Genomic DNA, 22241 nt, shown 5'->3' with positions numbered 1-22241 from the left:
AACGCGTTCTAGTTTCGTACCGGAACCGGCTCGTCGCCCCATTCCCGCTGCAGCAGCATCCTGTGCGCGATCCGTTCGAGTGCGGCCTCGACCTCCAGTCGGTCGGGGCGGCCGTCGAACGTCGGTGAATCGGCGAGCTTGGCGACGATGCGCTCCACGATCGCGCCCGAGACGGAGTCGACCTGGGACACGCCCAACTGCGTCAGCCACAGCAGGTCTCCCGTCCGCAGTGCGCATCCCCGTTCGACCAGCCGGTCGAAGGCGGGCTCGATGACTTCCCGCGGCACACGCAGACGCTCGGCGATGTCGCTGATGTCGGCCGAACCGAACACCTGGTTCTGCCGATAGATCTGCAGCAGCGCCCACAGTTCGGGCACGTCGAGAACGCAGCCGTGCCGCCCGGCCAGGTTGCGCAGGCGGATCTCCGGCGAGTCCCGGAACATCCGGCCCACCGCGACCTCGAGGATCTTCTCGGGCGACTCGGTGCTCGGCATGCCGAATCCCTCGCCGAGGTCGGCCGCCGCGATGGCATCCATCTCGCGCAGCGGCACCTCCTTGAGGAACAGCGCCACGACGAAGCCCACCAGGGCAACCGGGACGGCGCACAGGAACACCGTGCCGAGCGAGTCGGCGTAGGCCTCGACGATCGGCCGGGCCATCTCGGCGGACAGCCCGTGCAACGCCTTGGGCGACTCGGCTGCCTCGGGTGGCGCGCCGGATGCCAGCAACGCGGGCCCGATGCGGCTGGCGAGGAAGTTGGCGAACAGCGAACCGAAGATCGCCGCACCGAACGAACTGCCGATGGTCCGGAAGAACGTGACGCCCGAGGTGGCCACCCCGAGATCGGCGAAGCTGGCGGTGTTCTGCACCGTCAAGACCAAAACCTGCATGCACATTCCGATACCGGTGCCCAGGATGAAGAGGAACAGGGCCTCACGCCACAGCGGGGAGTCCGCGCCAAGCCGCGACAGCAGGAAGAACCCGAGGGCCATCACCGCGGTGCCCACGATGGGGAAGACCTTGTAGCGCCCGGTGCGCCCGACGATCTGCCCGCTGCCGATGGACGTGATCAGCAGGCCGAGCACCATGGGCAGCGTGCGCAGGCCCGATTCGGTGGCCGAGACACCGTCGACGAACTGCATGAAGGTCGGCAGGAACGTCATGGCGCCGAGCATCGCGAAGCCCACGATGAAGGCCAGGATGCAGCACACCGTGAACACGGGACTCGCGAACAGCCGGATCGGCAGAATCGGCTCCGCGGCACGCAGTTCGACCCACACGAACAACGCCAGGGCGATCGCCGAACCGATGAACAGTCCGAGGATCATCGGCGAACCCCAGGCGTATTCGCCGCCGCCCCAACTGGTCGCGAGAGTCAGGCCCGAGGCCCCGATTCCGACCAGCAGGATGCCGGCGTAGTCGATGACGGGTTTGGCGGACCGCGCCAGCGACGGGATCGCCGTCACCGCGACGGCGAAGACCACGATCGCGACGGGAACGTTGATCCAGAACGCCCACCGCCACGTCATGTGGTCGGTGAAGAATCCGCCGAGCAGAGGGCCGATCACCGTGGTGACGCCGAAGACCGCCCCGAGCGCACCCTGATACCGACCCCGGTCACGTAACGGGATGACCTCGCCGATCACGGCCATCGAGGTCACCATGATGGCGCCGCCACCGATTCCCTGCAGGGCGCGGGCCGCCACGAGCATCCCCATTGAGGTCGCCAGGCCGCACAGCACCGAACCGAGCAGGAAGAACACGATCGAGATCTGAAAGACGGCCTTGCGGCCGAAAAGGTCACCGAGCTTGCCGACGATGGCCGTCGCGATCGTCGAAGCCAGCAGATAGCTGGTCACCACCCACGACTGATGGCCCGCGCCGCCGAGGTCAGCCACGACCGTCGGCAGCGCGGTGGCGACGATGGTCTGGTCGAGCGCCGCCAGCAGCATGCCGAGCAGGACCGCAACGAAGATCAGGTTCCGCCGTTGCGGGCTTATCAGCGTGCTGCCGGCTTCCGGATCTGCCGCCGGTGCTGTCGTCATGCCCGGTGTATACCCACGGCCAACGATTTTGTTAGCGGAGCTATGAAAGCAAGTCAGCTGGGCGGCCGCGACACACACTGCGCCGCGTAGAGCTGCTCACCGAGCTTGTCCATGAGCTCCAACTGCGTCTCGAGGTAATCGACGTGGCTCTCCTCGTCCGCGATGATGCCCTCGAGCAGCGACGCGCTGGTGCTGTCCTGCTTCTCGCGACACATGATCACCCCTGGTCGCAGGCGCTCAAGCACCTCTTTCTCGATCGCCAGGTCCGCTTCGAACTGCTCGCGCAGCGTCTGACCGACCCGCAGGGAGAACAGGCGCTGATAGTTGGGCAGACCGTCGAGCAGCAGGATGCGGTCGGTGATGGCCTCCGCATGACGCATCTCATCGAAGGACTCAGCGCGGGTGTGCGCGGCCAACTCGGTGAAACCCCAGTTGTCCTGCATCTTCGAGTGCAGGAAATATTGATTGATTGCCGTCAGTTCACTGGTCAGCTGCTCGTTGAGCAACTTCAAAACCTCTGGATCGCCTAGCATGAGCACTCCTCGTCAGAGCATGGGCTGTCAGCGGTGAAAACCGCAGTGGACGTGGGCTGAATGTCGCTGCTGCGTCCTTCGAATGTAGCCCAGATCCGGCCCGAGAGCACGGCAAATCGCCGCGGCACCGCAAACTCTGGCGGGTAGGTAAGCCTCACGAAATGAGGGGCAGGCTGCCCTAACAATCCCGGTGGAGTTAGGTTAGACTCACCAACCATGAGCCGGTTCGGCGATGACGCCCAAAAGGAGGCTGCATAGATGTACGTGTGCCTCTGCACCGGGGCGACCAGCCACGAAGTCGCCGACGCCGTGCACAAGGGAGCCTGCACTTCCAAGCAGGTCGCCCAGGCGTGCGGGGCCGGCACCGACTGCGGCAGGTGCCGTCACACAGTCCGGGCCATCATCGAAGCCGAGTCGGCGCGACTCAGCGTCACCGTGGCCAGCTAACTTCCTCTTATGCCCTACGCTGGTTGAATTCGGCGAGCGCCTCCGCATTCTCGGCGCCGCCGAGAAGTTCCGCAAAGCACGCGTTCTCCCGCTTCCGCGCCGCCGCGATCTCCTCCAGCAACGGCGCGGTCATCGTCCTCTTCACCGCCATCAGGCTCGCCAGGGGACGTGAGGCCAGCAGTTCGGCATGCCTGCGCGCCTCGGGCAGCAGCGCCTCGGGTTCGCACACCTTCCACACCAGGCCCATCTGCTTGGCCTCCTCGGCGCCCACCCATTCGGAGGACAGCAGCAGCCACGCGGCGTTCTGCCTGCCGAGCAGTTGGGGCAGCAGATACGACGACGCGGCCTCCGGCGCCACCCCGAGCGAGGTGAACGGACACTTCAGCCTGGCCTCGGTCGACATGAAGACCAGATCCGCGAACCCCAGGACCGTCGCGCCGGCGCCCAGGCCGACACCGTTGACCGCGCAGATGAACGGTTTGGGGAACTCGGCGAGCGCATCGATCAGCCCGTTGAACCCGTACTCACCGAAGGTGAAGTCCGGGTCGGTGAACATCGCCTGCATCTCGGTCAGATCCGTGCCGGCTGTGAATGCCCGTCCGGCGCCGGTGAGCAGGACGACCGACACCTCCGGATCCTGTGCTGCCTCTTTCATCGCGATGGCCGTGGCGTCGTAGAGCGCCTCGTTGAAGGCGTTGAGCGCCTCCGGCCGGTTCAACGTGATGGTCCGGACCCGGTTCTCGTCGGCGATCGTGAGCGTCACGCGGTTCAACCTAGCGCAGCGGTGTCCGCGAACGGTGACCTCAGGACGTACCGGCTCGTCGGCACCGTGTCGACGTTCTCGTTGGCACCGAACGCCGCAGTGCTGGCGACCATTCGGCGCATCCGATCGTTGAGATCGGCGTCGTCGGCCGCACCGAAGAACGCCATCAGGTCCGTCGCCGCGGCAGCGGGGAACAACTCCTCGACGATCGCGTCCACTCGGGGCGCACCCGCCGTCAGCGCCCGCACGACGGTGTTCTGCACATACCCGAACGTCGCCTGCGTCGCGATCGCCACCGGCGTGTGATCGACGTGCCAACGGCGTAGCCACGTCGCCTCGTCGAGACTGTCGGGTCGACGCAGCAGTGCGACGTTGGCCAACCCGGGCGTCCGGCCGCCGAGGTGCACGGGCGGCACGAGCGGGACCGACTCGGTCACCAGATAGCCTGCGAGCCGGTCGGATTCGTTGCTGAGCACCTCGAACGCGGCGGCAACCTCGGCGCCGTAGTACTGCTGCGTCCAGAGGGTCACGACTCCGGCCACCGGCAGATCGAGCGTGGTCAACGTCATCAGGGAATCCCGGACCGCCGAATCCTTGACGTTGACCGCCAGCCCCGGCAGTCCGAGATCGAGCAGCGCGTCGGCGACAGGCCCGCGCAGTCGGTCGCACCAGCCGTCGTCGGCGACACGCGGTTGCAGGATCACGATGACCTTCTCCACGATCGTGAACCTACCCGCGCATAATGGCAGGTATGTTGCGGGCCCTCGCCCTGCGGCCGCCGTGGCCGTACGTCGGCGAAGTGGTGCGAAGTCTGCTCGGAATCCTGCTGTCGGTGCTCGTGGCACTCGAGCTCGGCTCCGCCGCAGGCGCGATCGCGGCCGGGCTCAGTGGGGCGATCGCCGGCGCCGTGGCCCTGCAGGACAGCCGACGCGGCCGGCTTCCGCTGATCGTGTCCGCGTCGGCCGGAATGGCCCTCGCGGCGTTCGTCGGCCAACTCACCGCCGTGCACCCCGCCCTGTACGGGGTGACCGTGGTGCTGTGGTGTCTGGTCACCGGCATGGTGTGGGCCATCAGCGCCAATGCCGGACTGGTGGCCGCGTCGTCGAGCATTCTTCTGGTCACTGTGCCCGCGGCCGACGCCGGTCCACGCGAGGCGCTCACCGCAGCTCTGCTGGCCCTGCTGGGCGGCCTGAGCCAGGCCGTGCTGGTCGCGGCGTGGCCCCGCCAGCGCTGGAGAGGACAGCGGCGCGTCCTCACCGACGCGTACGGGTGGCTCGCCACGGGAGCGCGGCGGCTCGCCGTCGACCCCGACTCGATTCTGGATCCCACGCCACTGATCGAACTCCGCGAAACCGCGACGCTGACCGAACATCAGGCGCGGCGCCGGCCACCCGCGCACCGCGGGTTGTACGGGCTGCCGGAACGCATTGCGATGACGTTGAACGCGCTGCGCCCGCACACCGACACACCCCACCTCCGGGCCGTGCTGCTCGCCACTGGTGATGCCCTGCAGGCGATCTCGGGGTCCGACAGCGACACAGCGCGCACCGATGCCGAATTGGCGCTGCAGCACCTCACCGACGCATCGGCCGCCCTCAGGGGGAACGTCGCTGCGGTGGTGGGGCGACTGCGTGAACAGGTGACCGAGGCCGTCGCGGTGCACTTCGGCGACAGTGATCTGTTGTCTGCGACGCAGGCGGCCCGCACGACCATCGCCGCACAGTGGTACGGCAACTCGCCGATCCTGCGCCACGCCGTGCGACTGGCCGGGGCGGTCGGGGCCGGCACGCTCATCATGGCGGTCGCCGGGGTGCAGAACGCCTACTGGATCGCAGTGACGGTGCTGCTCGTGCTGCGCCCCGAGACCGCGCACACCTACACCCGGTGTGTCGCGCGCGTGGCCGGGACGGCGACCGGCGTCGTCGCGGCCTCGGCGGTCGCGGCGTTCCTGCACCCCGGGCCCGCGGTGGCCGCGATGCTCGCCGTGGTGTTCGTGGCCGTGGCGTACGCCGTGGTGGGCCTCAGTTACGTGCCACTCGCCGTCGCGCTTGCGGCCGCCCTGACCTGCCTGATCGACGTGTCCGGGGCCGTCGACGCCACCACCGTCAGCCAGCGCCTCGTGGCCATCATCGTGGGCGGCGGACTCGCGGTGGCCAGCCATGTCATCCTGCCCGACCGCTCTCTGGTCCGACTGCGACAGCGCGCCGGTGAACTGCTCAAGGCCGAGATCGACTATGCCGCCACGGTGATCCGCGCCTTCGTGCACCCACTGGGCCACGCCGACGAGACCCTGGCCGCGGTCTGGGAGCGCGCCAACCGCGCGCGCTCGGCGTTCGAGGCGACCAGCGGCAGTGCCCGGGCCGACGCGCCCGAAGTCCGCCGATGGCTGATGGCGTATCGCGCGGCGCTCAATGCCGTCACCGGGGCGTGCGCGACGCTGGAGGATCAAGCGCACACCGCGCAACCCCACACCCTGGATCCCCGATTCGTGGTGGCCGTCGACGACTACGTGGATGCACTTCGCGGCGAGGCGCCGCGGCCCGGGCGGCCGTGGAGCCTCGATGCACGCCACCTCGCCGAGGCCGACCAGCAACTCCGGGACGCGGCCACTCTGCTCGGCAAGCAGGACACCGCCCAGCGCGTGCTGCTCGCCGAGACCGAGACCATCACGCGGCACCTGCTCACAGTGGCCGATCTGGCTCGCCGGTGAACTCAGTCGGGATCGAGCGGGCGGTGCTCGATCAGATCCCGAATCCCGTTGTTTCCCAGGCGCTCCCGGAACGCCTTCACGGTGTAGCCGATGAGCGTCCCATCGCTGCGGGCGCGCACGGTGGCCGAGCGCGGCAGACCGAACAGCGGACCGATTTCGCCGAAGTACTCCCCCGTCGTGGCGGTCGACACGAGTTCCTCGTCACCGTCGGTGAGTTCGCGCACGATCTCGAACTCACCGCTGGACACCACATAGATGAGGTCGCCCATGGTGTTCTGCCTGAACACCACGTCCCCGGCGGGCACCTCGAGCGTCTCGGGTGGGCGGTCCGCGGTGCCGACATCCGGCACCAACTCCACCACTTGGTCGGCCAACGGCAGCATGCGACTGTCGTGGGTCGCGACCACCACGACCCGGTCGTCGTCGGCCAATTCGCGGATCAGCCTCAGCACCTCCTCGACCTGGATGAAGTCGAGGTGCGCGGTGGGTTCGTCGGCCAGGATCAACGGCGGATCCAGCGCCAGCGCCCGGGCCACCGCGACTCGCTGCTGCTGACCGCCGCTGAGGTCGCCGGGACGGTGGGTCATCCGATCCGCGAGGCCGACGCGCGAGAGCAGTTCTTCGGCCCGCGTGCGCGCCTCCCGACGACCCATTCCGGCCGCACGCATGGGGACCATGACGTTCTCGGCGGCGTTGAGACTGGGCACGAGATTGAACGCCTGGAAGATGATGCCGACACTGCAGCGCCGGTAGCGCGCCAGGCTGCGGGCATCCAGGGCAGTCACGTCGATGTCGTCGAACAGGATTCGACCCGATGTCGGTTTGAGGATGCCGCCGATGCAGGACAGCAGTGTGGTCTTGCCGCACCCGCTGGGGCCCAGCAGGATCGCCAGGGACTTCGCCGCGACGTCGAGGTCGAACCCGTTGATCGGACGGACCGCGTACCCACCGCTGGAGTATTCGACAACGAGGTCGCGGATGCTCAGGTCGCGCATCAGGGACCTCCGAATGCCACGGCCGGATCGACGGTCACCGCGCGGCGCAGGCCGGCACCGCTGGCCACCAGGCCGATCAGGATCGCCAGCGCGGGCAGAAGGAGGAAAGCCCCGTCGGGGATGTCGACCCGCATCGGAAACAGCGGCGCCAACACCAGTGAGAGCAGCGCCCCCAGCACTGCGGCGACGGTCGCGACGATCACGGACTGCAGCGCCAGTCCGGCCAGCACCGACCGGGTGGGCACCCCGACCGCCTTGAACACCGCGAAATCGCGCACCCTCTCCAGCGCCGACATGTAGATCATCGAGCCCACGATCAGCGCCGCGACCACCCACAACAGCACGGCCATCACTGTGATCGCGTCGACCGCGACCTTGAGCGGGCGCAGCATGTCGTCGATCGCGCTCTGCCGGTCCACGGCCCGGAATCCGTCGGGTATGCGTTCGGGGTCACCCCGGATCCCGATCGAGGAGACCACGGGCTCCCCGCCGTAGACGAGGCGCTGGGCGCCGGCGACGGTGAGGAACAGGTTGGGTTGTTTGGCCAGCACCGTCGAGTTCTCGACGATCCCGACCACTTTCAATTGAAGCTTGGCGATCTCCAAGTCGTCACCGAGGCTGCGGCCCAGCGTCGAGGACACCGCGATCTCGTCCTGGTTGGCCGGCGGGCGCCCCTGGGACATCACGGGCATCCCGGGCCCCTCGGTGGGGGCGCCGAACAGGTTCATGGTCCGAGGAACCCCGTTGTCGAGCGCGGTGACGCCCGCGTACACCAACGGGGCAGCAGCCTGAACACCCGGAATCCTTTGCACCGCACGCACTTCAGAGGCAGAGAACGGGACCGAACCCAGGAACGGACCGACCGCGCCCGCCTGGATCAGAAAGTGGTCCACGCCGAAGGAGTTGACGGTGTTGCGGGCTTCGACGCGAAAGCCGTTGGCCAAACCGGTCAGCACGAGCGTCATCGCGAACACGAATGCGGTGCCGATGATCGCGATCAGAAAGCGACGGCGTCGCCACTGCAGATCACGCAACGCCGCGGTGAGCATGCTCTGAAATCTACCGCGATGCGGCGCCTGAGAGGCGCAGCCAGCCAAGAATCGTTGCCACGACGGCCATAGACTCGTCGCAATGTCTGTCGCACCCGAATCCGACCTGCCGGTCACCCTCGTCGAACTCGCAGCCTCCCGCCTGCGCGACGCGATCCTCAGTGGTGCCCTGGCTCCGGGCGCCAAGATCGTCGAAGAGCAGTTGTGCGCCGACTTCGGGATCAGTCGTGCGCCACTCCGGGAGGCGCTGCGCCAACTGGCTCAGCAGGGCCTGGTGGAGCATCTACCGCGCCGCGGATCCCGGGTCGCCGAATGGTCGCCGGAGGACATCCGGCAGTTGTTCGAACTGCGGACAGTCCTGGAGCGCCATGCGGTCGAGACGGCGTTGCCGCTGTCCGATCCAGAGACCGCGTTGGCGCCGGTCCACGCTGCACTGAAGGCAATGGAGGCGGCGTCCACCGATCTGGCCCGCGACGACGCGCATCGGGCCTTCCACGCGGCCGTCGTCGGATTGGCCGCCAACCGGCAACTCGACATCACCCTCGAACCCATTCTGTTGAAGCTCCAACTGCCGATGGCGGCGAACCTGCGCGGCGAGGCCAGGCACCACCACCGCGAAGACGGGGTCGCCCGGCACCGAGCCATCCTGACGGCGTTGGAAAACAACGACACCGCGGCCGCGGTCGAGGCGACTTCCGGGCACGGGCACCTGACGTACCTGCCTTTGTAGCCTCCTGACCTGCGCAGACCTGCTTACACGATCGACACACAGGCGACGCGCGACTGCCATGATTCTGTCGACAATCGACAGTTATGGGAGTTGTGTCAGGGCCCAATCTGGGTCCGTCGATTGCGGAGATCCTGGATTCACACGCCGGCGGCACCGGCTCGCCGACCAAGACCGCAGCCCGCGTCGCCGACGCGATCGCGGCCCGCGGCGACGACGGGACATGGCTGTCGACCGTTCCGCGCGAGGATCTGCTGGCAGCCGCGGCGGAGATCGAACGCCGTCCCGACGCCCGCACCCTCCCGTTGTACGGCGTGCCGTTCGGCGTCAAGGACAGCATCGACGTCGCAGGCGTGCCCACGACGTTGTCGTGCCCGGACTACAGCTACATCGCTACGCACACCGCTCCCGCGGTCCAGCACCTGCTCGACGCGGGGGCGCTGTACGTCGGCAAGACCAACCTGGATCAGTTCGCCACCGGTCTGAACGGCACCCGCACGCCATACACCGTGCCGCGCAGCGTGTTCGGCGGCGACATGATCTCCGGCGGGTCAAGTTCGGGTTCGGCGCTGGCCGTCGCACTCGGGCAGGTTCCGTTCGCCGTCGCGACCGACACCGCCGGATCCGGCCGAGTGCCGGCAGCACTCAACGGCGTGATCGGCTTCAAACCATCGCGCGGACTGATCAGCACAGTCGGTCTGGTCCCGGCATGTAAGTCCCTGGACTGCATCACGATGATGGCGTCCTGCATCGACGACGTGGATCGTGTGTTCGACGTGATGGCCGCGCGTGACGACGCCGACCCATGGTCGCGGGACCGCGGACCGCGGCACTCCGGACACCCGCTCACGGTGGGCCTGCCCGCGGTCGACGAGTTGGAGTTCTTCGGCGACGACGACATGCGTCGAGCCCATCTGGCCTTCCGGGAGCGACTGACCGGCCAGGCCGACACCGTGGAGGTGTCCCTCGCGCCGTTCCTGGCCGCGGGTGAACTGCTCTATCAGGGGCCATGGGTGGCCGAGCGCCTCGTGGTGTTCGGCGAGTTCCTGGCCGCCCAACCCGATTCGATCCATCCCGTCGTGCGCGACATCCTGCGCAGCGGGGAGAAGTACAGCGCGGTCGACGCGTTCGCCGCCCTGCAGCGCCTCCAGGAACTGCGCGCCCAAGTCGGCCGGGTCTGGCGCGACATCGACGTCCTGGTGGTGCCCACGATCGGCACGACGTTCACCGTCGACGAGGTGGTCGCCGCACCCATCGCCACGAACACCACCCTGGGCCACTACACGCACTTCGGCAATCTGCTCGACCTCCTCGGTGTGGCCATCCCCGTCGGCACCACCACGGGCGGTCGCCCCCACAGCGTCACCGTGCTGTCCGCGGCCCAGCGCGACGACGCGGCACTGCACCTGGCCGCCCGGATTCTCGACGAACCACGCGAGGCCACCCGACTCGACACGCCCGCAGCAGATCTCACCTTCGCCGTCCCCGAGGAGCACTCATGACAGAGACCACCGAGATTCCCGCCGCACCGTCCCCGTACCCGCTGATCGCGGGCCGGACCGCCCTCATCGTGATCGACATGCAGCGAGACTTCCTGCTGCCCGGCGGATTCGGTGAAAGCCTGGGTAACGACGTCGGCCAACTGCTCAAGGTGGTGCCACCGCTGGCGGCCCTCATCGCGGCCGCCCGGGACGCCGGAATCATGGTGATCCACACCCGAGAGGGCCATGAGCCGGACCTGTCGGACTGCCCGCCGGCCAAGCTCACCCGTGGCGCCCCATCGAAACGCATCGGCGACGACGGGAAGTACGGCCGCATCCTGATCCGCGGCGAGTACGGCCACGACATCGTCGACGAACTGGCGCCCATCGACGGCGAGGTGGTGATCGACAAACCGGGCAAGGGTGCGTTCTACGCCACCGAACTGCAGGACATCCTGACCGCGGCCGGCATCACCCAACTGCTCGTCACCGGTGTCACCACCGAGGTCTGCGTGCACACCACCACCCGGGAGGCCAACGACCGCGGCTACGAATGCCTCGTCGTATCCGACTGCGTCGGTTCGTATTTCCCTGAATTTCAGCGCGTTGGCCTGGAGATGATCGCCGCGCAGGGCGGCATCTTCGGCTGGGTGGCCGACAGCGCGTCCGTGATCCCAGCCCTCACAATCCTCGCCGTCAGCGCCGCCTGAAAGGACCCGTGATGAGCACCGAGACCACCACCACGCCCGCCGACCCCCCGTCCGAGAGTCCAGCGCGATTGTCGATCCCCTGGTGGACACGGGGTGACACCAACGCCTTCTTCGGCCTCGGATTCAACATCCTGGTCAACGTCCTGACACTGACCGGCCTGATGATCGGCGTCGTCGGCGTCCCCGCCGGGGATGTGCTGGGCACGGTGCTGCCCGCTCTCGGTGTGGCACTGGTCCTGGGCAACCTCTACTACACCTTCCTGGCGCGACGACTCGCGCGGCGCGAGAACCGAACGGATGTCACGGCATTGCCGTATGGGCCGTCCGTGCCGCACATGTTCATCGTGGTGTTCGTCGTCATGCTGCCGGTGTACCTCAACACCGACGACGCCATCCAGGCCTGGACCGCCGGCCTGGCGTGGGCATTCATGATCGGCGTGATCGTGATGATCGGCGCCTTCGTCGGCCCCTACATCCGTAAGCTCACGCCGCGCGCGGCGATGCTCGGCACGCTGGCCGGCATCTCCATCACGTTCATCTCGATGCGACCCGCGGCCCAGATGTGGGAGGTGGCCTGGATCGGCCTGCCCGTGCTCGCGATCATCCTGATCGGCTTCTTCACCGACGTGAAACTTCCGTTCGGGATTCCGGTCGGCCTGGCCGCACTGCTCGTCGGCACCGCCATCGGGTGGATTGGCGGGTACATGTCTGCACCCGACGTCGGCCAGGCGGTGTCCGACATCGCCATCGGCATCCCGGACCTGCGACTCGATCTGCTGTTCTCGGGCCTGTCCAATCTGGCCCCGCTGCTGGGCACCGCAATCCCCTTGGGCGTGTACAACTTCACCGAGGCCATGAGCAACGTCGAGAGCGCCGCGGCCGCGGGCGACAACTACAACCTGCGCAGCGTGCTGCTGGCCGACGGGGCCGGTGCCGTCGTCGGATCGGCGTTCGGGTCGCCGTTCCCGCCCGCGGTCTACATCGGGCACCCCGGCTGGAAGGACGCCGGCGGGCGCGCGGGCTACTCGCTGGCCAGCGGCCTGGTGATCGGGCTGTTCTGCTTTCTCGGGCTGTTCGGGGTGCTCGCCTCACTGCTTCCGACGCCAGCAATCGTGCCGATCCTGCTCTACATCGGTCTGCTGATCGGAGCTCAGGCGTTCCAGGCCGTGCCACGCCTGCACGCGATCGCCGTGGTCGCCGCGCTGCTGCCCAACCTGGCCGAATGGGCCAAGACGCAGATCGACAATGCGCTCAACGCGGCGGGCACGTCAGCGGCCGAGGTGGGCATGGAGGCCCTGGGCGGCGCCGGTGTGGTCTATGAGGGCCTGAAAACCCTTGGCGAGGGCGCGATTCTGGTCGGCCTGATCCTGGGCACCATGGTCACCTTCATCCTGGACAAGAAGTTCCTCTACGCTGCCCTCGCTTCGGCCGTCGGTGCGGTGCTGTCGTTCATCGGGCTCATCCATGCGCCCGAGGTGACGTGGGCGGCCAATCCCTCGGTGGCACTCGGTTATGTGTTCTTCGGCCTGGCATGCATCGCGTACTGGTTTCTGCCCGGCGGTAAGACCCCCGCCGACCCCGAGGAACTGGACGAGGCCGACATCGTCGCGGGGCACTGAGGAGGGGGCTTCTTCCGGAGCCCCACCCTTTTCCCGCCGAGCCTGTAGTTATCGAGGCCCCTTCTCGCACAAACGCTCGGTGACTACAGCCTCGCGGCACGTCGCCCCCAGGCTGCAGTTATCGACACCTCCACTCGCACAAACGCTCGGTGACTACAGCCTCGCGGGGCCTGGGGATGGGCGACGGTGGGTTTTGGGTGCCGGTGCCACGATGCGCAGATGCGCAAGCTCATCGTCGGCACTCAGGCCCTCGCCGCCGGTACGGTCACCGAATATGAGCTCCGCCGGTGGTATCGGCGCGTACAACGAAACATCTACGTCCCCAAGGGATACTCGCTCAATCTGGAGGAGCGCATCGACGGCGCGTGGCTGCGCACCCACCGCAGAGGTGTGGTCGCGGGCCAGGCCGCCGCGGCCCTGTATGGAGCGCGGTGGATCGCCGAGGACATCGACGTCGAGATGATCTGGGACAACACCCGACCACCCGCGGGCATCGTGGCACGCGATGAGCGGACCGCCCCCGACGAAATCACGGTGCTCGACTGCGTCACCGTCACCACACCCGAGCGCACCGCATTCGACCTGGCACGGCACATCCGGAACAGGTACACAGCGATCGCTCGTCTCGACGCATTGAAGGCCGCGACAGGGTTCGAGATCGACGCCGCCATGGAACTCACGCGGCGCTATCGAGGTGCACGCGGTGTCCGCCAAGCTCGTGAACTGCTTCCGCTGGTCGACGGCGGCGCCGCGTCACCGCCCGAATCACGGATCCGGTTGAAGCTCATCGATGGCGGGTTGCCGCGCCCGGCCACGCAGGTCCCGGCGGTAACGGAACGGGGCTGGGTGCTGCGCATGCTCGACATGGGGTGGGAGAAGTACATGGTGGCCGTGGAGTACGACGGCGTGCAGCACCAGACCGACCGGGCGCAGTATCTGAAGGATCAGCGGGTGCTCCCGAAGCTCGCACAACTCGGTTGGAAGGTGCTGCGGGTGTTCAAAGAGGACAACGACGACGAGACCGTGGAGCGAGCGCGACGGGCACTGCTGGCCCGCGGGTGGGACGGCAAGCCGTAATCCGCCCCTCGAGCCTGTAGTTGTCGACGCCTCCACTCGCATAATTCCTCGATAACAACAGCCTCGCGGGACGGGTGAGAAAGACTGACGAAGGCGGCTCGCGGGACTAAAGTTCGCCTGTGACTCTGGAGCCGGACGCCGACTACTACGACCTGGGCACGTACCACCGTCAGGTGGACACACCGTCGCCTCAGGCGCAGGTGTGGTTCGACCGAGGACTGGTGTGGGCCTACGCGTTCAATCACGACGAGGCCGTGCGCTGCTTCGAGCAGGCCCTGGCGCTGGATCAGGACCTGGCGATCGCACGCTGGGGCATCGCCTACTCGGTGGGCCCCAATTACAACAAGGCCTGGGACGCGTTCGACCCGGTCGACCTGGCAGCTTCGCTGGCCCGCGCGCGGATGGAGTTGACACTGGCCCGCAATGGCCGGACCACGCCGGCCGAACTCGGCCTTATCGACGCACTGAGCAGGCGCTTCCCCACCGATGACCCCGACGATGCCGAGGCGCTGGCCGCTGGCCACTGCGCCTACGCCGACGCCATGACCGAGCTCGCCGAGGCCTACCCGGACGACATCGACGTGCAGACGCTGACCGCCGACGCTTTGGTCAATGTCACCGCGTGGGCGCTGTGGGACATCAGCACCGGTGAACCCGCCCCGGGATCACGCGTCGTGGAGGCCACACGCATCCTCGACGCCGCGCTGGCCACCGAGGCGGGCCGCGCCCATCCGGGCCTGCTGCACATCTACATCCACACCATGGAGATGTCGGCGCATCCCGAAACCGCGCTTCCCGCAGCCGATCTGCTGCGGGGACTGGTCCCCGATGCCGGGCATCTGCAGCACATGCCCACACACCTCGACGTGCTGTGCGGCGACTATCGCAGTGCCGTGGAGTCGAATCTGGCGGCGGTGGCCGCCGACCGCAAGTTCGTCGAGCGCGAAGGCCCGCTGAACTTCTACTCGCTCTACCGCGCCCACGACCTGCACTTCGTGGTCTACTCCGCGATGTTCAGCGGGCAGTCCCGCATGGCATTGGAGGCGGCCGACGAACTCGCCGAGCAGTTGACGCCGGAACTGCTGTCCATCGAGTCACCGCCGATGGCCGACTGGCTCGAAGCGTTTGTCCCGTTGCGCACCCACGTCCTGGTGCGGTTCGGCCGGTGGGACGAGCTGATCGCTCAACCGCTGCCCGCCGACCCGCAGCTGTACTGCACCACCACGGCCACCCTGCACTACGGCAAGGGTGTGGCACACGCCGCGAAAGGCCAACTGGCCCAAGCTCAAGCAGAGCGCGACGCCTTCTCGGCCGCGTACGAGACCATCCCCGAGAGCCGATACCTGTTCAACAACACCAGCCGCGACATCCTGGCCGTCGCAGCCGCCATGCTCGACGGCGAGATCTCCTACCGAGAAGGCGATTTCGAGGCCGCCTTCGCGCATCTGCGGCGCGCGATCGAACTCGATGATTCGCTCCCCTACGACGAGCCGTGGGGCTGGATGCAACCCACCCGGCACGCCCTGGGGGCGCTGCTGCTCGAGCAGGACCGCGCCGAAGAGGCCGCGAAGGTCTACGAGGCCGATCTGGGCCTGGACCCGACGCTGAGCCGACCGTGCCAGCATCCGGGCAACCTGTGGAGCCTGCACGGATACCACGAGTGCCTGCGCCGGCTGGGCCGCGATGCCGAGGCGAACATCATCGGACGCCAGTTGGATCTGGCCAAAGCCCGAGCCGACGTGCCGGTCAAAGCGTCCTGCGCGTGCGCTGTGGAGGCCCTCTCGCGGGGCTGAGCACACCACCGCATCTTCACTAAGGCTAACCTTAGTCCTCGTCGATCGATGACGACGCGGCCACTCTGGGCGTCGCGGGAGAGGACCGGGAGATGGCACGCGGTTTTCAGGGCGTGATGCTGCGCGGATTCGGCGGACGAGACCACGAGGCGACGGTGATCGAGACCGTCGAACTGGCGCCGCACTTCCTTCGGGTCCGCATGGTGTCGCCGACGGTGTTCCACGATGCGGTGGCCGAGCCAACCGCGTGGCTGCGGTTCTGGTTCCCCGACCCCGAGGGTTCCGACACCGAGTTCCAGCGCGCGTACACGCTGTCGGAGGCGGACCCGGACACGGGCCATTTCGCGATCGACGTGGTGCTGCACGAGCCCTCGGGCCCGGCGTCGACCTGGGTGCGCAGCGCGAAACCCGGCGACTCCATCCCCGTGGTGAGCCTCGGCTCGCGCGGTTTCAGCGTCGCCGACGACCCGGACGGCCGTCCGGCCGGATACCTGCTGATCGGCGACTCGGCCTCGATCCCCGCGATCCGCGGCATCATCGGCGCGGTCCCGGACGACCTGCCGATCGAGTGCTACCTCGAACAGCACGACGAGAACGACCAGCTCATCCCGCTGGCCGAGCACCCGCGCCTGCGCGTGCACTGGGTGCCGCGCGACGGCGTCACCTCGTTCGCCGCGGCCGTCGAGTCGCGGGACTGGTCCAACTGGTACGCTTGGATGGGGCCGGAGGCCGGCTCACTGAAACACCTGCGCACCCGACTGCGCGACGAATTCGGCTTCCCCAAATCCGAGATGCATCCGCAGGCCTACTGGACCGAGGGCCGCGCGATGGGGTCGCGCCGCGGCGACGAGGCTCCGGACACGGAAACCGCGCCCACACCCGCGCCCACACCCGAGGCACCGGAAGCCCCTGCCGCCAAGTCCCCCGCCCAGGGCAGTTGGCGTGCGCAGGGCGCGGGCCGCCTGCTCGCCCCGCTCAAGACCCCGCTGATCATCTCCGGCGTGCTGCAGACGCTCATCACGCTGGTGCAGTTGGCCCCATTCGTGCTGCTGGTCGAGCTGTCCCGACTGCTGCTCACCGGCGCCGAGGAGGGCCGGCTGTGGTCGCTGGGCCTGACCGCGATCGGGCTGCTCGGAACGGGCACGGTCCTGGCGGCGGCGCTGACGCTGTGGCTGCACTGGATCGACGCCCGCTTCGCCCGCGACGTCCGCGCCCGCCTGCTGACCAAGCTCTCGCGGCTGCCGCTGGGCTGGTTCACCGCGCGCGGGTCGGGGTCGATCAAACAACTCGTGCAGGACGACACGCTCGCACTGCACTATCTGGTCACGCACGCGATTCCCGACGCGGTGGCGGCGGTCGTCGCGCCCGTCGCGGTGCTCGTCTACCTGTTCGTCGTCGATTGGCGACTGGCACTGGTCCTGTTCGTCCCTGTCCTGGCGGCCCTGCTGCTGATGTCGAACATGTCGTTCCAATCGGCCGCCAAGATCGGGCAGTCGCAGCGGTGGACCGAGCGGATGGGCGGCGAGGCGGGCGCCTACCTCGAGGGGCAACCCGTGGTCCGAATCTTCGGCGGCGCGGCCGCGTCGAGTTTCCGGCGCCGCCTCGACGAGTACATCGACTTTCTGGTCACCTGGCAGCGCCCGTTCGTCGGGAAGAAGACGTGGATGGACCTGGTCACGCGGCCAGGGACCTTCCTGTGGCTCATCGTCGCGGTCGGTACCCCGCTGATCGTGAGCGGCCACATGGACCCCGTGAATCTGCTGCCGTTCCTTTTCCTCGGCACGACGTTCGGTACTCGCCTGCTGGGGATCGGTTACGGCGTGGGCGGGATCCAGGGCGGCATGCTCGCGGCCCGGCGCATCCAGGGCGCGCTCGACGAGGCCGAACTGTCCCGGCACGACGGTGAGGTTGCCCAAGCCTCCCGCGGCACCGTCGAGTTCGACCACGTCACGTTCTCCTATCGGCCGGGCGTGACGGTCATCGACGACGTCACGCTGCGCCTGGAACCCGGCACGATCACCGCGCTGGTGGGCCCGTCCGGGTCGGGCAAGTCCACGCTGGCCGCCCTGCTCGCACGGTTCCACGACGTCGACGCGGGCGCGATCCGCGTCGACGGCGCCGACATCCGCACGCTGGAGGCCGACGACCTCTACCGCCGCATCGGATTCGTCCTGCAGGACACCCAACTGGTGCACGGCACGGTCGCCGAGAACATCGCGCTCGCGGACCCCGATGCGAGCCTCGACCGGATCCAGGCCGCGGCCCGCGACGCCCAGATCCACGAGCGGATCCTGCGTCTTCCGCAGGGCTACGACACCGTCCTCGGCGCGGCCTCAGGCCTGTCAGGAGGCGAACGGCAGCGGCTGACGATCGCCCGCGCGATCCTCGCGGACACCCCCGTGCTGATCCTCGACGAGGCCACGGCATTCGCCGACCCCGAGTCGGAATACCTTGTGCAGCAGGCGCTGAACCGCCTGACGCGGGACCGCACGGTGCTGGTGATCGCACACCGCCTGCACACCATCACCCACGCCGACCAGATCGTTGTGCTCGATCGGGGCCGGATCGCCGAGTCCGGCACCCACGAGCAGTTGCTGGCCACGGCGGGCCGATACCGCGCGCTGTGGGACACCGGACGCACCAATTCGACGCAGATGCAGGAGGCGAACCGATGATCCGCACGCTGCTGGCGCTCATTCCCGCCGACCGGCGCAACCGGGTGGGCGCATACACCGGGTTGACGCTGCTGTCGGTGCTGCTGCGCGCCGTGGGCACAGTCCTGCTCGTGCCCCTGGTGGCGGCGCTGTTCGGGGACTCCCCCGGTGACGCGTGGGCCTGGCTGGGCTGGTTGAGCGTCGTCACCGTCGCCGGCTGGGTCGTCGACACCACCACGGCGAGACTCGGATTCGACCTGGGTTTCGCGGTGCTCGACCACACCCAGCACGACGTGGCCGACCGTCTGCCCAACGTCCGACTCAACTGGTTGACGGCCGAGAACACCGCGACCGCGCGGCAGGCCATCGCGTCCACAGGACCCGAACTGGTCGGACTCGTGGTCAACCTGCTCACACCGCTGATCGGCGCGATCCTGCTGCCCGCCGCGATCGCCGTGGCGCTGCTGGCGATCTCGCCGCAACTCGGGCTCGCGGCGTTGGCCGGTGTCGCGGTGCTGCTGGGCGCCATGTGGGCCTCCGGCCGGTTGTCGCGGAGCGCCGACAAGGTCGCCGACGAATCCAACACCGCGCTGACCGAGCGGCTCATCGAGTTCGCCCGCACCCAGCAGGCACTGCGCGCGGCACGTCGGGTCGAACCGGCCCGCAGCCTGGTGAGCACCGCGCTCACCGCGCAGCACGGTGCCACGGTGCGACTGCTGGCGCTGCAGGTGCCCGGTCAGATCCTGTTCAGTCTGGCCAGTCAGCTGGCGCTGATCCTGCTCGCCGGCATGACGACACTGCTCACCGTGCGCGGCGAACTCGCTGTCCCCGAAGCGATTGCGCTCATCGTCGTCATCGTGCGCTACCTCGAACCCTTCACGATGCTCAGTGAGCTGGCGCCGGCCATCGAGACCATCCGCGCGACCCTCGGCCGCATCCGAGCGGTCCTGGACGCGCCGACCCTCGCGGCGGGGGCGGGCACACTGCCGCAGCCGCAGACCGCGCCGCGCATCGAGTTCGATCAGGTCGAGTTCGACTACCAGGGCGACGCCAAGGTGCTCGACGGCCTGAGCTTCGCGTTGGAACCCGGGACCACCACCGCGATCGTCGGGCCCTCGGGTTCCGGTAAGAGCACGATCCTGGCGCTCATCGCGGGGCTGCACCAACCCACTGGCGGCCGAGTGCTGTTCGACGGTGTCGACGTGGCAAGCCTGGACCCCGCGGCGCGGCGGGCCGCCATCAGCGTCGTGTTCCAGCATCCGTATCTCTTCGACGGGACGCTGGACGACAACGTGCGGGTCGGCGACCCCGCCGCCGAGGACTCCACGGTCGCCGCCGCGACGCGCCTGGCCAGGGTGGACGAACTCAGCGCGCACCTGCCCGACGGTGTGCAGTCGCAGGTCGGTGAGGCGGGCAGCGCGTTGTCGGGCGGCGAACGACAGCGCGTGAGCATCGCCCGCGCGCTGGTGAAGCCGGCGCCGGTGCTGCTCGTCGACGAGGCGACCAGTGCGCTCGACACCGAGAACGAGGCGGCCGTGGTCGATGCGCTCACAGCGGACCTGCGACCACGCACCCGGGTGATCGTGGCGCACCGGCTGGCCAGCATCCGGCACGCCGACCGCGTGCTGTTCGTCGACGAGGGCCGCATCATCGAGGACGGCAGCATCGACGAACTGCTGGCCGCGGGGGGCCGTTTCGCCGAGTTCTGGACTCAGCAGCGCGCGGCGGCCGAGTGGCAGATCGCCAACGCGTAGCTCTCCGCGCGGTGCGTAGACTGCGACCGTGGCTGTCTCCGATGAGGATGTGCGACATCTGACTCGTTGCGTTGAGTTGGCGCGGGAGGCCCTCGAGGACGGCGACGAGCCATTCGGTTCCGTCCTGATCGACGCCGACGGCAGGCGATTGTTCGAGGACCGCAACCGCGTCAAGGGCGGTGACGCCACACAGCACCCCGAGTTCGCGATTGCGCGGTGGGCCGCGCAGAACATCCCTCCCGTGCGTCGGATCCGGACCACGGTGTACACCTCGGGCGAGCACTGCCCCATGTGCTCGGCCGCGCACGCGTGGGTGGGCTTGGGCCGCATCGTCTATGCCACGTCGTCCGCGCAGCTCTCGCAGTGGCTGCACGAGTGGGACTGCCCGCCGTCGCCGGTCGCGGCGCTGTCCATCACCACGGTCGCGCCGCGCATCGTGGCGGACGGACCGGTGCCGGCGTTCGAAGCCGAGATGAAGTCGCTGTACGAGGCCAGGTTTCGGCCGTGACCGAACCCGGGTGGGTCGAGCACGCCCTCTGGTGGCAGGTCTACCCTCTCGGATTCGTCGGCGCCTTCCCCGCTGCCACACCACCGACTCCCGACGAGCACCGCCTGCGCCGCGTCACGGCCTGGCTCGACCATGCCGTCACCCTCGGCGCCTCCGGCATCGCGCTGGGACCCGTATTCGCGTCGCGGACACACGGTTACGACACGACAGATCATTTTCAGATCGACCCGCGTTTGGGCGATGACACGGATTTCGACGACCTGATCGATCAGGCGCACCGACGCGGCCTGCGGGTGCTGCTCGACGGCGTGTTCAACCATGTCGGCGTCGACTTCGCCCAGCACGTCGCTGCCCTGGCCGGCGACGCCGACGCTGCGCGGTGGTTCGTCGGGCGCCCCGGCGGGTTTCGCACCTTCGAGGGCCACGGTGAGCTGATCACCCTCAACCATCGCAGTGACGTGGTTGCCGACCATGTCACCGAGGTCATGGCGCACTGGCTGGATCGCGGCGCCGACGGCTGGCGCCTGGACGCGGCATATGCGGTGCCACAACAGTTCTGGTCGCGGGTGCTGCCCCGAGTGCGGGACAGACATCCCGATGCGTGGTTCGTCGCTGAGGTCATCCACGGCGACTACGCGGCCATGGTCGACGCCGCGGGCTTCGACTCGGTGACGCAGTACGAACTGTGGAAAGCGATCTGGAGCGGCCTCAACGACCGCAACTTCCACGAGTTGGACTGGGCGCTGCAGCGGCACAACGACTTCCTCGACACGTTCGTCCCACTGACGTTCATCGGCAACCACGACGTCACCCGCATCGCCACGCAACTCGACGACGCCCGACATGTCACGCACGCCCTCGTGCTGCTGATGACCACGGGCGGCGTGCCCAGCATCTATGCCGGTGACGAGTTCGGATTCGGCGGCCTCAAGGAGGAGAGGGTGGGTGGCGACGATGCCATCCGCCCAGAATTCGCCGCTCCCCCGTTGCCTGTCGATGACGCCGGGGCCGCGACATTCGGTCTGCATCAGTTCCTGATCGGGTTGCGCCGCCGCCACCCGTGGCTGCACCGGGCCCGGACGACCGCGCTGCGGTTGGACAACCAGCACTATGTCTACGAGACCCGCCATGGTGAGGATGCATTGATCGTGGCGCTCAACCTGACCGATGACGCGCTGAGTCTGCGACTCTCCGACGTGGACCGCGGTGAGGCGCTGATGCTGGCCGGGACTGCGGCACCGCCGGAGCAGGTGGTCACCGAGGCCTCGGTGCCACCGCATGGATGGCTGGTTCTGCAGCCTCGCTGAGGCTCCGGCAAACGCGGCAATCCGGCGCGGAACCCGAGAAGTAGTTTGCCTGCGTTAACTAGATTATTA

At 68.2% G+C, this 22241-nt stretch carries 18 protein-coding genes; 12 read left to right on the top strand and 6 right to left on the bottom strand.

Annotated features, from left to right (window positions below):
• Window positions 1–8: 8 nt before the first annotated feature.
• Both G6N34_RS10670 and bfr read right to left on the bottom strand, forming a co-directional pair.
• Window positions 9–2045, bottom strand: a complete 2037-nt coding sequence (locus G6N34_RS10670; RefSeq protein ID WP_085150913.1) for an MDR family MFS transporter — start codon at window positions 2043–2045, stop codon at window positions 9–11.
• A 53-nt stretch (window positions 2046–2098) separates the two neighbouring features.
• Window positions 2099–2578, bottom strand: coding sequence for a bacterioferritin (bfr, locus tag G6N34_RS10665; protein ID WP_085150912.1), 480 nt, complete (start codon window positions 2576–2578; stop codon window positions 2099–2101).
• 258 nt (window positions 2579–2836) lie between these two features.
• Between bfr and G6N34_RS10660 the strand changes: the two genes are divergently transcribed.
• Window positions 2837–3025, top strand: a complete 189-nt coding sequence (locus tag G6N34_RS10660; RefSeq protein ID WP_085150911.1) for a (2Fe-2S)-binding protein — start codon at window positions 2837–2839, stop codon at window positions 3023–3025.
• A 7-nt stretch (window positions 3026–3032) separates the two neighbouring features.
• On the opposite strand, the gene G6N34_RS10655 is transcribed toward G6N34_RS10660, so the two are convergent.
• Together G6N34_RS10655 and G6N34_RS10650 are read right to left on the bottom strand one after the other, a co-directional pair.
• Window positions 3033–3788 (bottom strand): enoyl-CoA hydratase/isomerase family protein, encoded by a 756-nt coding sequence (locus tag G6N34_RS10655; RefSeq protein WP_085150910.1) that lies wholly within the window; start codon window positions 3786–3788, stop codon window positions 3033–3035.
• Window positions 3789–3793: 5 nt separating this feature from the next.
• The gene (locus tag G6N34_RS10650) at window positions 3794–4507 is read right to left on the bottom strand and encodes an EthD domain-containing protein (RefSeq protein WP_085150909.1); all 714 of its coding nucleotides are present in this window, start codon (window positions 4505–4507) and stop codon (window positions 3794–3796) included.
• 32 nt (window positions 4508–4539) lie between these two features.
• On the opposite strand from G6N34_RS10650, the gene G6N34_RS10645 reads away from it, so the two are divergent.
• Window positions 4540–6498 carry an FUSC family protein gene (locus tag G6N34_RS10645; protein ID WP_163645365.1) on the top strand — a complete coding sequence of 653 codons (1959 nt, stop codon included), beginning with the start codon at window positions 4540–4542 and terminating at the stop codon, window positions 6496–6498.
• Window positions 6499–6500: 2 nt separating this feature from the next.
• On the opposite strand, the gene G6N34_RS10640 is transcribed toward G6N34_RS10645, so the two are convergent.
• Window positions 6501–7493, bottom strand: a complete 993-nt coding sequence (locus G6N34_RS10640; RefSeq protein ID WP_085150907.1) for an ABC transporter ATP-binding protein — start codon at window positions 7491–7493, stop codon at window positions 6501–6503.
• Window positions 7493–8542 (bottom strand): ABC transporter permease, encoded by a 1050-nt coding sequence (locus G6N34_RS10635; protein WP_085150906.1) that lies wholly within the window; start codon window positions 8540–8542, stop codon window positions 7493–7495. The genes G6N34_RS10640 and G6N34_RS10635 overlap by 1 nt, the downstream gene beginning before the upstream one ends.
• An 82-nt stretch (window positions 8543–8624) precedes the next feature.
• Here G6N34_RS10635 and G6N34_RS10630 point away from each other — a divergent pair, with 82 nt between their 5' ends.
• The 10 genes from G6N34_RS10630 to G6N34_RS10585 all read left to right on the top strand — a co-directional run bounded on the left by G6N34_RS10630 (window position 8625) and on the right by G6N34_RS10585 (window position 22172).
• A complete protein-coding gene (locus G6N34_RS10630; RefSeq protein WP_085150905.1) occupies window positions 8625–9272 on the top strand; it encodes a GntR family transcriptional regulator in 648 nt (215 codons plus the stop codon).
• Between the two features lie 83 nt (window positions 9273–9355).
• Entirely contained in the window at window positions 9356–10771 is a 1416-nt protein-coding gene (locus tag G6N34_RS10625) for an allophanate hydrolase (protein ID WP_085150904.1), read from the top strand.
• Entirely contained in the window at window positions 10768–11460 is a 693-nt protein-coding gene (locus tag G6N34_RS10620) for a cysteine hydrolase family protein (protein ID WP_085150903.1), read from the top strand. Before G6N34_RS10625 ends, G6N34_RS10620 begins: the two co-directional genes overlap by 4 nt.
• An 11-nt stretch (window positions 11461–11471) precedes the next feature.
• Window positions 11472–13079, top strand: a complete 1608-nt coding sequence (locus G6N34_RS10615) for a SulP family inorganic anion transporter (protein ID WP_085150902.1) — start codon at window positions 11472–11474, stop codon at window positions 13077–13079.
• Between the two features lie 219 nt (window positions 13080–13298).
• On the top strand, window positions 13299–14156 hold the full coding sequence (locus G6N34_RS10610; protein ID WP_085150901.1) for a type IV toxin-antitoxin system AbiEi family antitoxin: 858 nt from the start codon (window positions 13299–13301) through the stop codon (window positions 14154–14156).
• A 119-nt stretch (window positions 14157–14275) separates the two neighbouring features.
• On the top strand, window positions 14276–15949 hold the full coding sequence (locus tag G6N34_RS10605; protein WP_085150900.1) for a tetratricopeptide repeat protein: 1674 nt from the start codon (window positions 14276–14278) through the stop codon (window positions 15947–15949).
• Window positions 15950–16041: 92 nt separating this feature from the next.
• Window positions 16042–18624 carry an ABC transporter ATP-binding protein/permease gene (locus tag G6N34_RS10600; protein WP_085150899.1) on the top strand — a complete coding sequence of 861 codons (2583 nt, stop codon included), beginning with the start codon at window positions 16042–16044 and terminating at the stop codon, window positions 18622–18624.
• On the top strand, window positions 18621–20357 hold the full coding sequence (locus G6N34_RS10595) for an ABC transporter ATP-binding protein (RefSeq protein ID WP_085150898.1): 1737 nt from the start codon (window positions 18621–18623) through the stop codon (window positions 20355–20357). Before G6N34_RS10600 ends, G6N34_RS10595 begins: the two co-directional genes overlap by 4 nt.
• Before the next feature lie 28 nt (window positions 20358–20385).
• The gene (locus tag G6N34_RS10590) at window positions 20386–20865 is read left to right on the top strand and encodes a nucleoside deaminase (protein WP_085150897.1); all 480 of its coding nucleotides are present in this window, start codon (window positions 20386–20388) and stop codon (window positions 20863–20865) included.
• Window positions 20862–22172, top strand: a complete 1311-nt coding sequence (locus tag G6N34_RS10585) for an alpha-amylase family glycosyl hydrolase (protein WP_085150896.1) — start codon at window positions 20862–20864, stop codon at window positions 22170–22172. The genes G6N34_RS10590 and G6N34_RS10585 overlap by 4 nt, the downstream gene beginning before the upstream one ends.
• The last annotated feature ends 69 nt before the right edge of the window (window positions 22173–22241 follow it).

The sequence above is a fragment of the Mycolicibacterium confluentis genome (assembly GCF_010729895.1).
In the GTDB taxonomy this organism is placed as follows: Bacteria; Actinomycetota; Actinomycetes; order Mycobacteriales; family Mycobacteriaceae; genus Mycobacterium; species Mycobacterium confluentis.
Note: the sequence above shows the minus strand (reverse complement) of the source record. Positions and strands in the feature narration are given on the sequence as shown.

Excerpts from the sequence above, each read along its gene's own strand:
- G6N34_RS10620 (WP_085150903.1), top strand. The coding sequence starts at position 10,768 with ATGACAGAGACCACCGAGATTCCCGCCGCACCGTCCCCGTACCCGCTG.
- G6N34_RS10625 (WP_085150904.1), top strand. The coding sequence starts at position 9,356 with ATGGGAGTTGTGTCAGGGCCCAATCTGGGTCCGTCGATTGCGGAGATC.
- G6N34_RS10660 (WP_085150911.1), top strand. The coding sequence starts at position 2,837 with ATGTACGTGTGCCTCTGCACCGGGGCGACCAGCCACGAAGTCGCCGAC.
- G6N34_RS10595 (WP_085150898.1), top strand. The coding sequence starts at position 18,621 with ATGATCCGCACGCTGCTGGCGCTCATTCCCGCCGACCGGCGCAACCGG.
- G6N34_RS10630 (WP_085150905.1), top strand. The coding sequence starts at position 8,625 with ATGTCTGTCGCACCCGAATCCGACCTGCCGGTCACCCTCGTCGAACTC.
- G6N34_RS10615 (WP_085150902.1), top strand. The coding sequence starts at position 11,472 with ATGAGCACCGAGACCACCACCACGCCCGCCGACCCCCCGTCCGAGAGT.
- G6N34_RS10640 (WP_085150907.1), bottom strand. The coding sequence starts at position 7,493 with ATGCGCGACCTGAGCATCCGCGACCTCGTTGTCGAATACTCCAGCGGT.
- bfr (WP_085150912.1), bottom strand. The coding sequence starts at position 2,578 with ATGCTAGGCGATCCAGAGGTTTTGAAGTTGCTCAACGAGCAGCTGACC.
- G6N34_RS10600 (WP_085150899.1), top strand. The coding sequence starts at position 16,042 with ATGGCACGCGGTTTTCAGGGCGTGATGCTGCGCGGATTCGGCGGACGA.
- G6N34_RS10645 (WP_163645365.1), top strand. The coding sequence starts at position 4,540 with ATGTTGCGGGCCCTCGCCCTGCGGCCGCCGTGGCCGTACGTCGGCGAA.
- G6N34_RS10610 (WP_085150901.1), top strand. The coding sequence starts at position 13,299 with ATGCGCAAGCTCATCGTCGGCACTCAGGCCCTCGCCGCCGGTACGGTC.
- G6N34_RS10635 (WP_085150906.1), bottom strand. The coding sequence starts at position 8,542 with ATGCTCACCGCGGCGTTGCGTGATCTGCAGTGGCGACGCCGTCGCTTT.
- G6N34_RS10670 (WP_085150913.1), bottom strand. The coding sequence starts at position 2,045 with ATGACGACAGCACCGGCGGCAGATCCGGAAGCCGGCAGCACGCTGATA.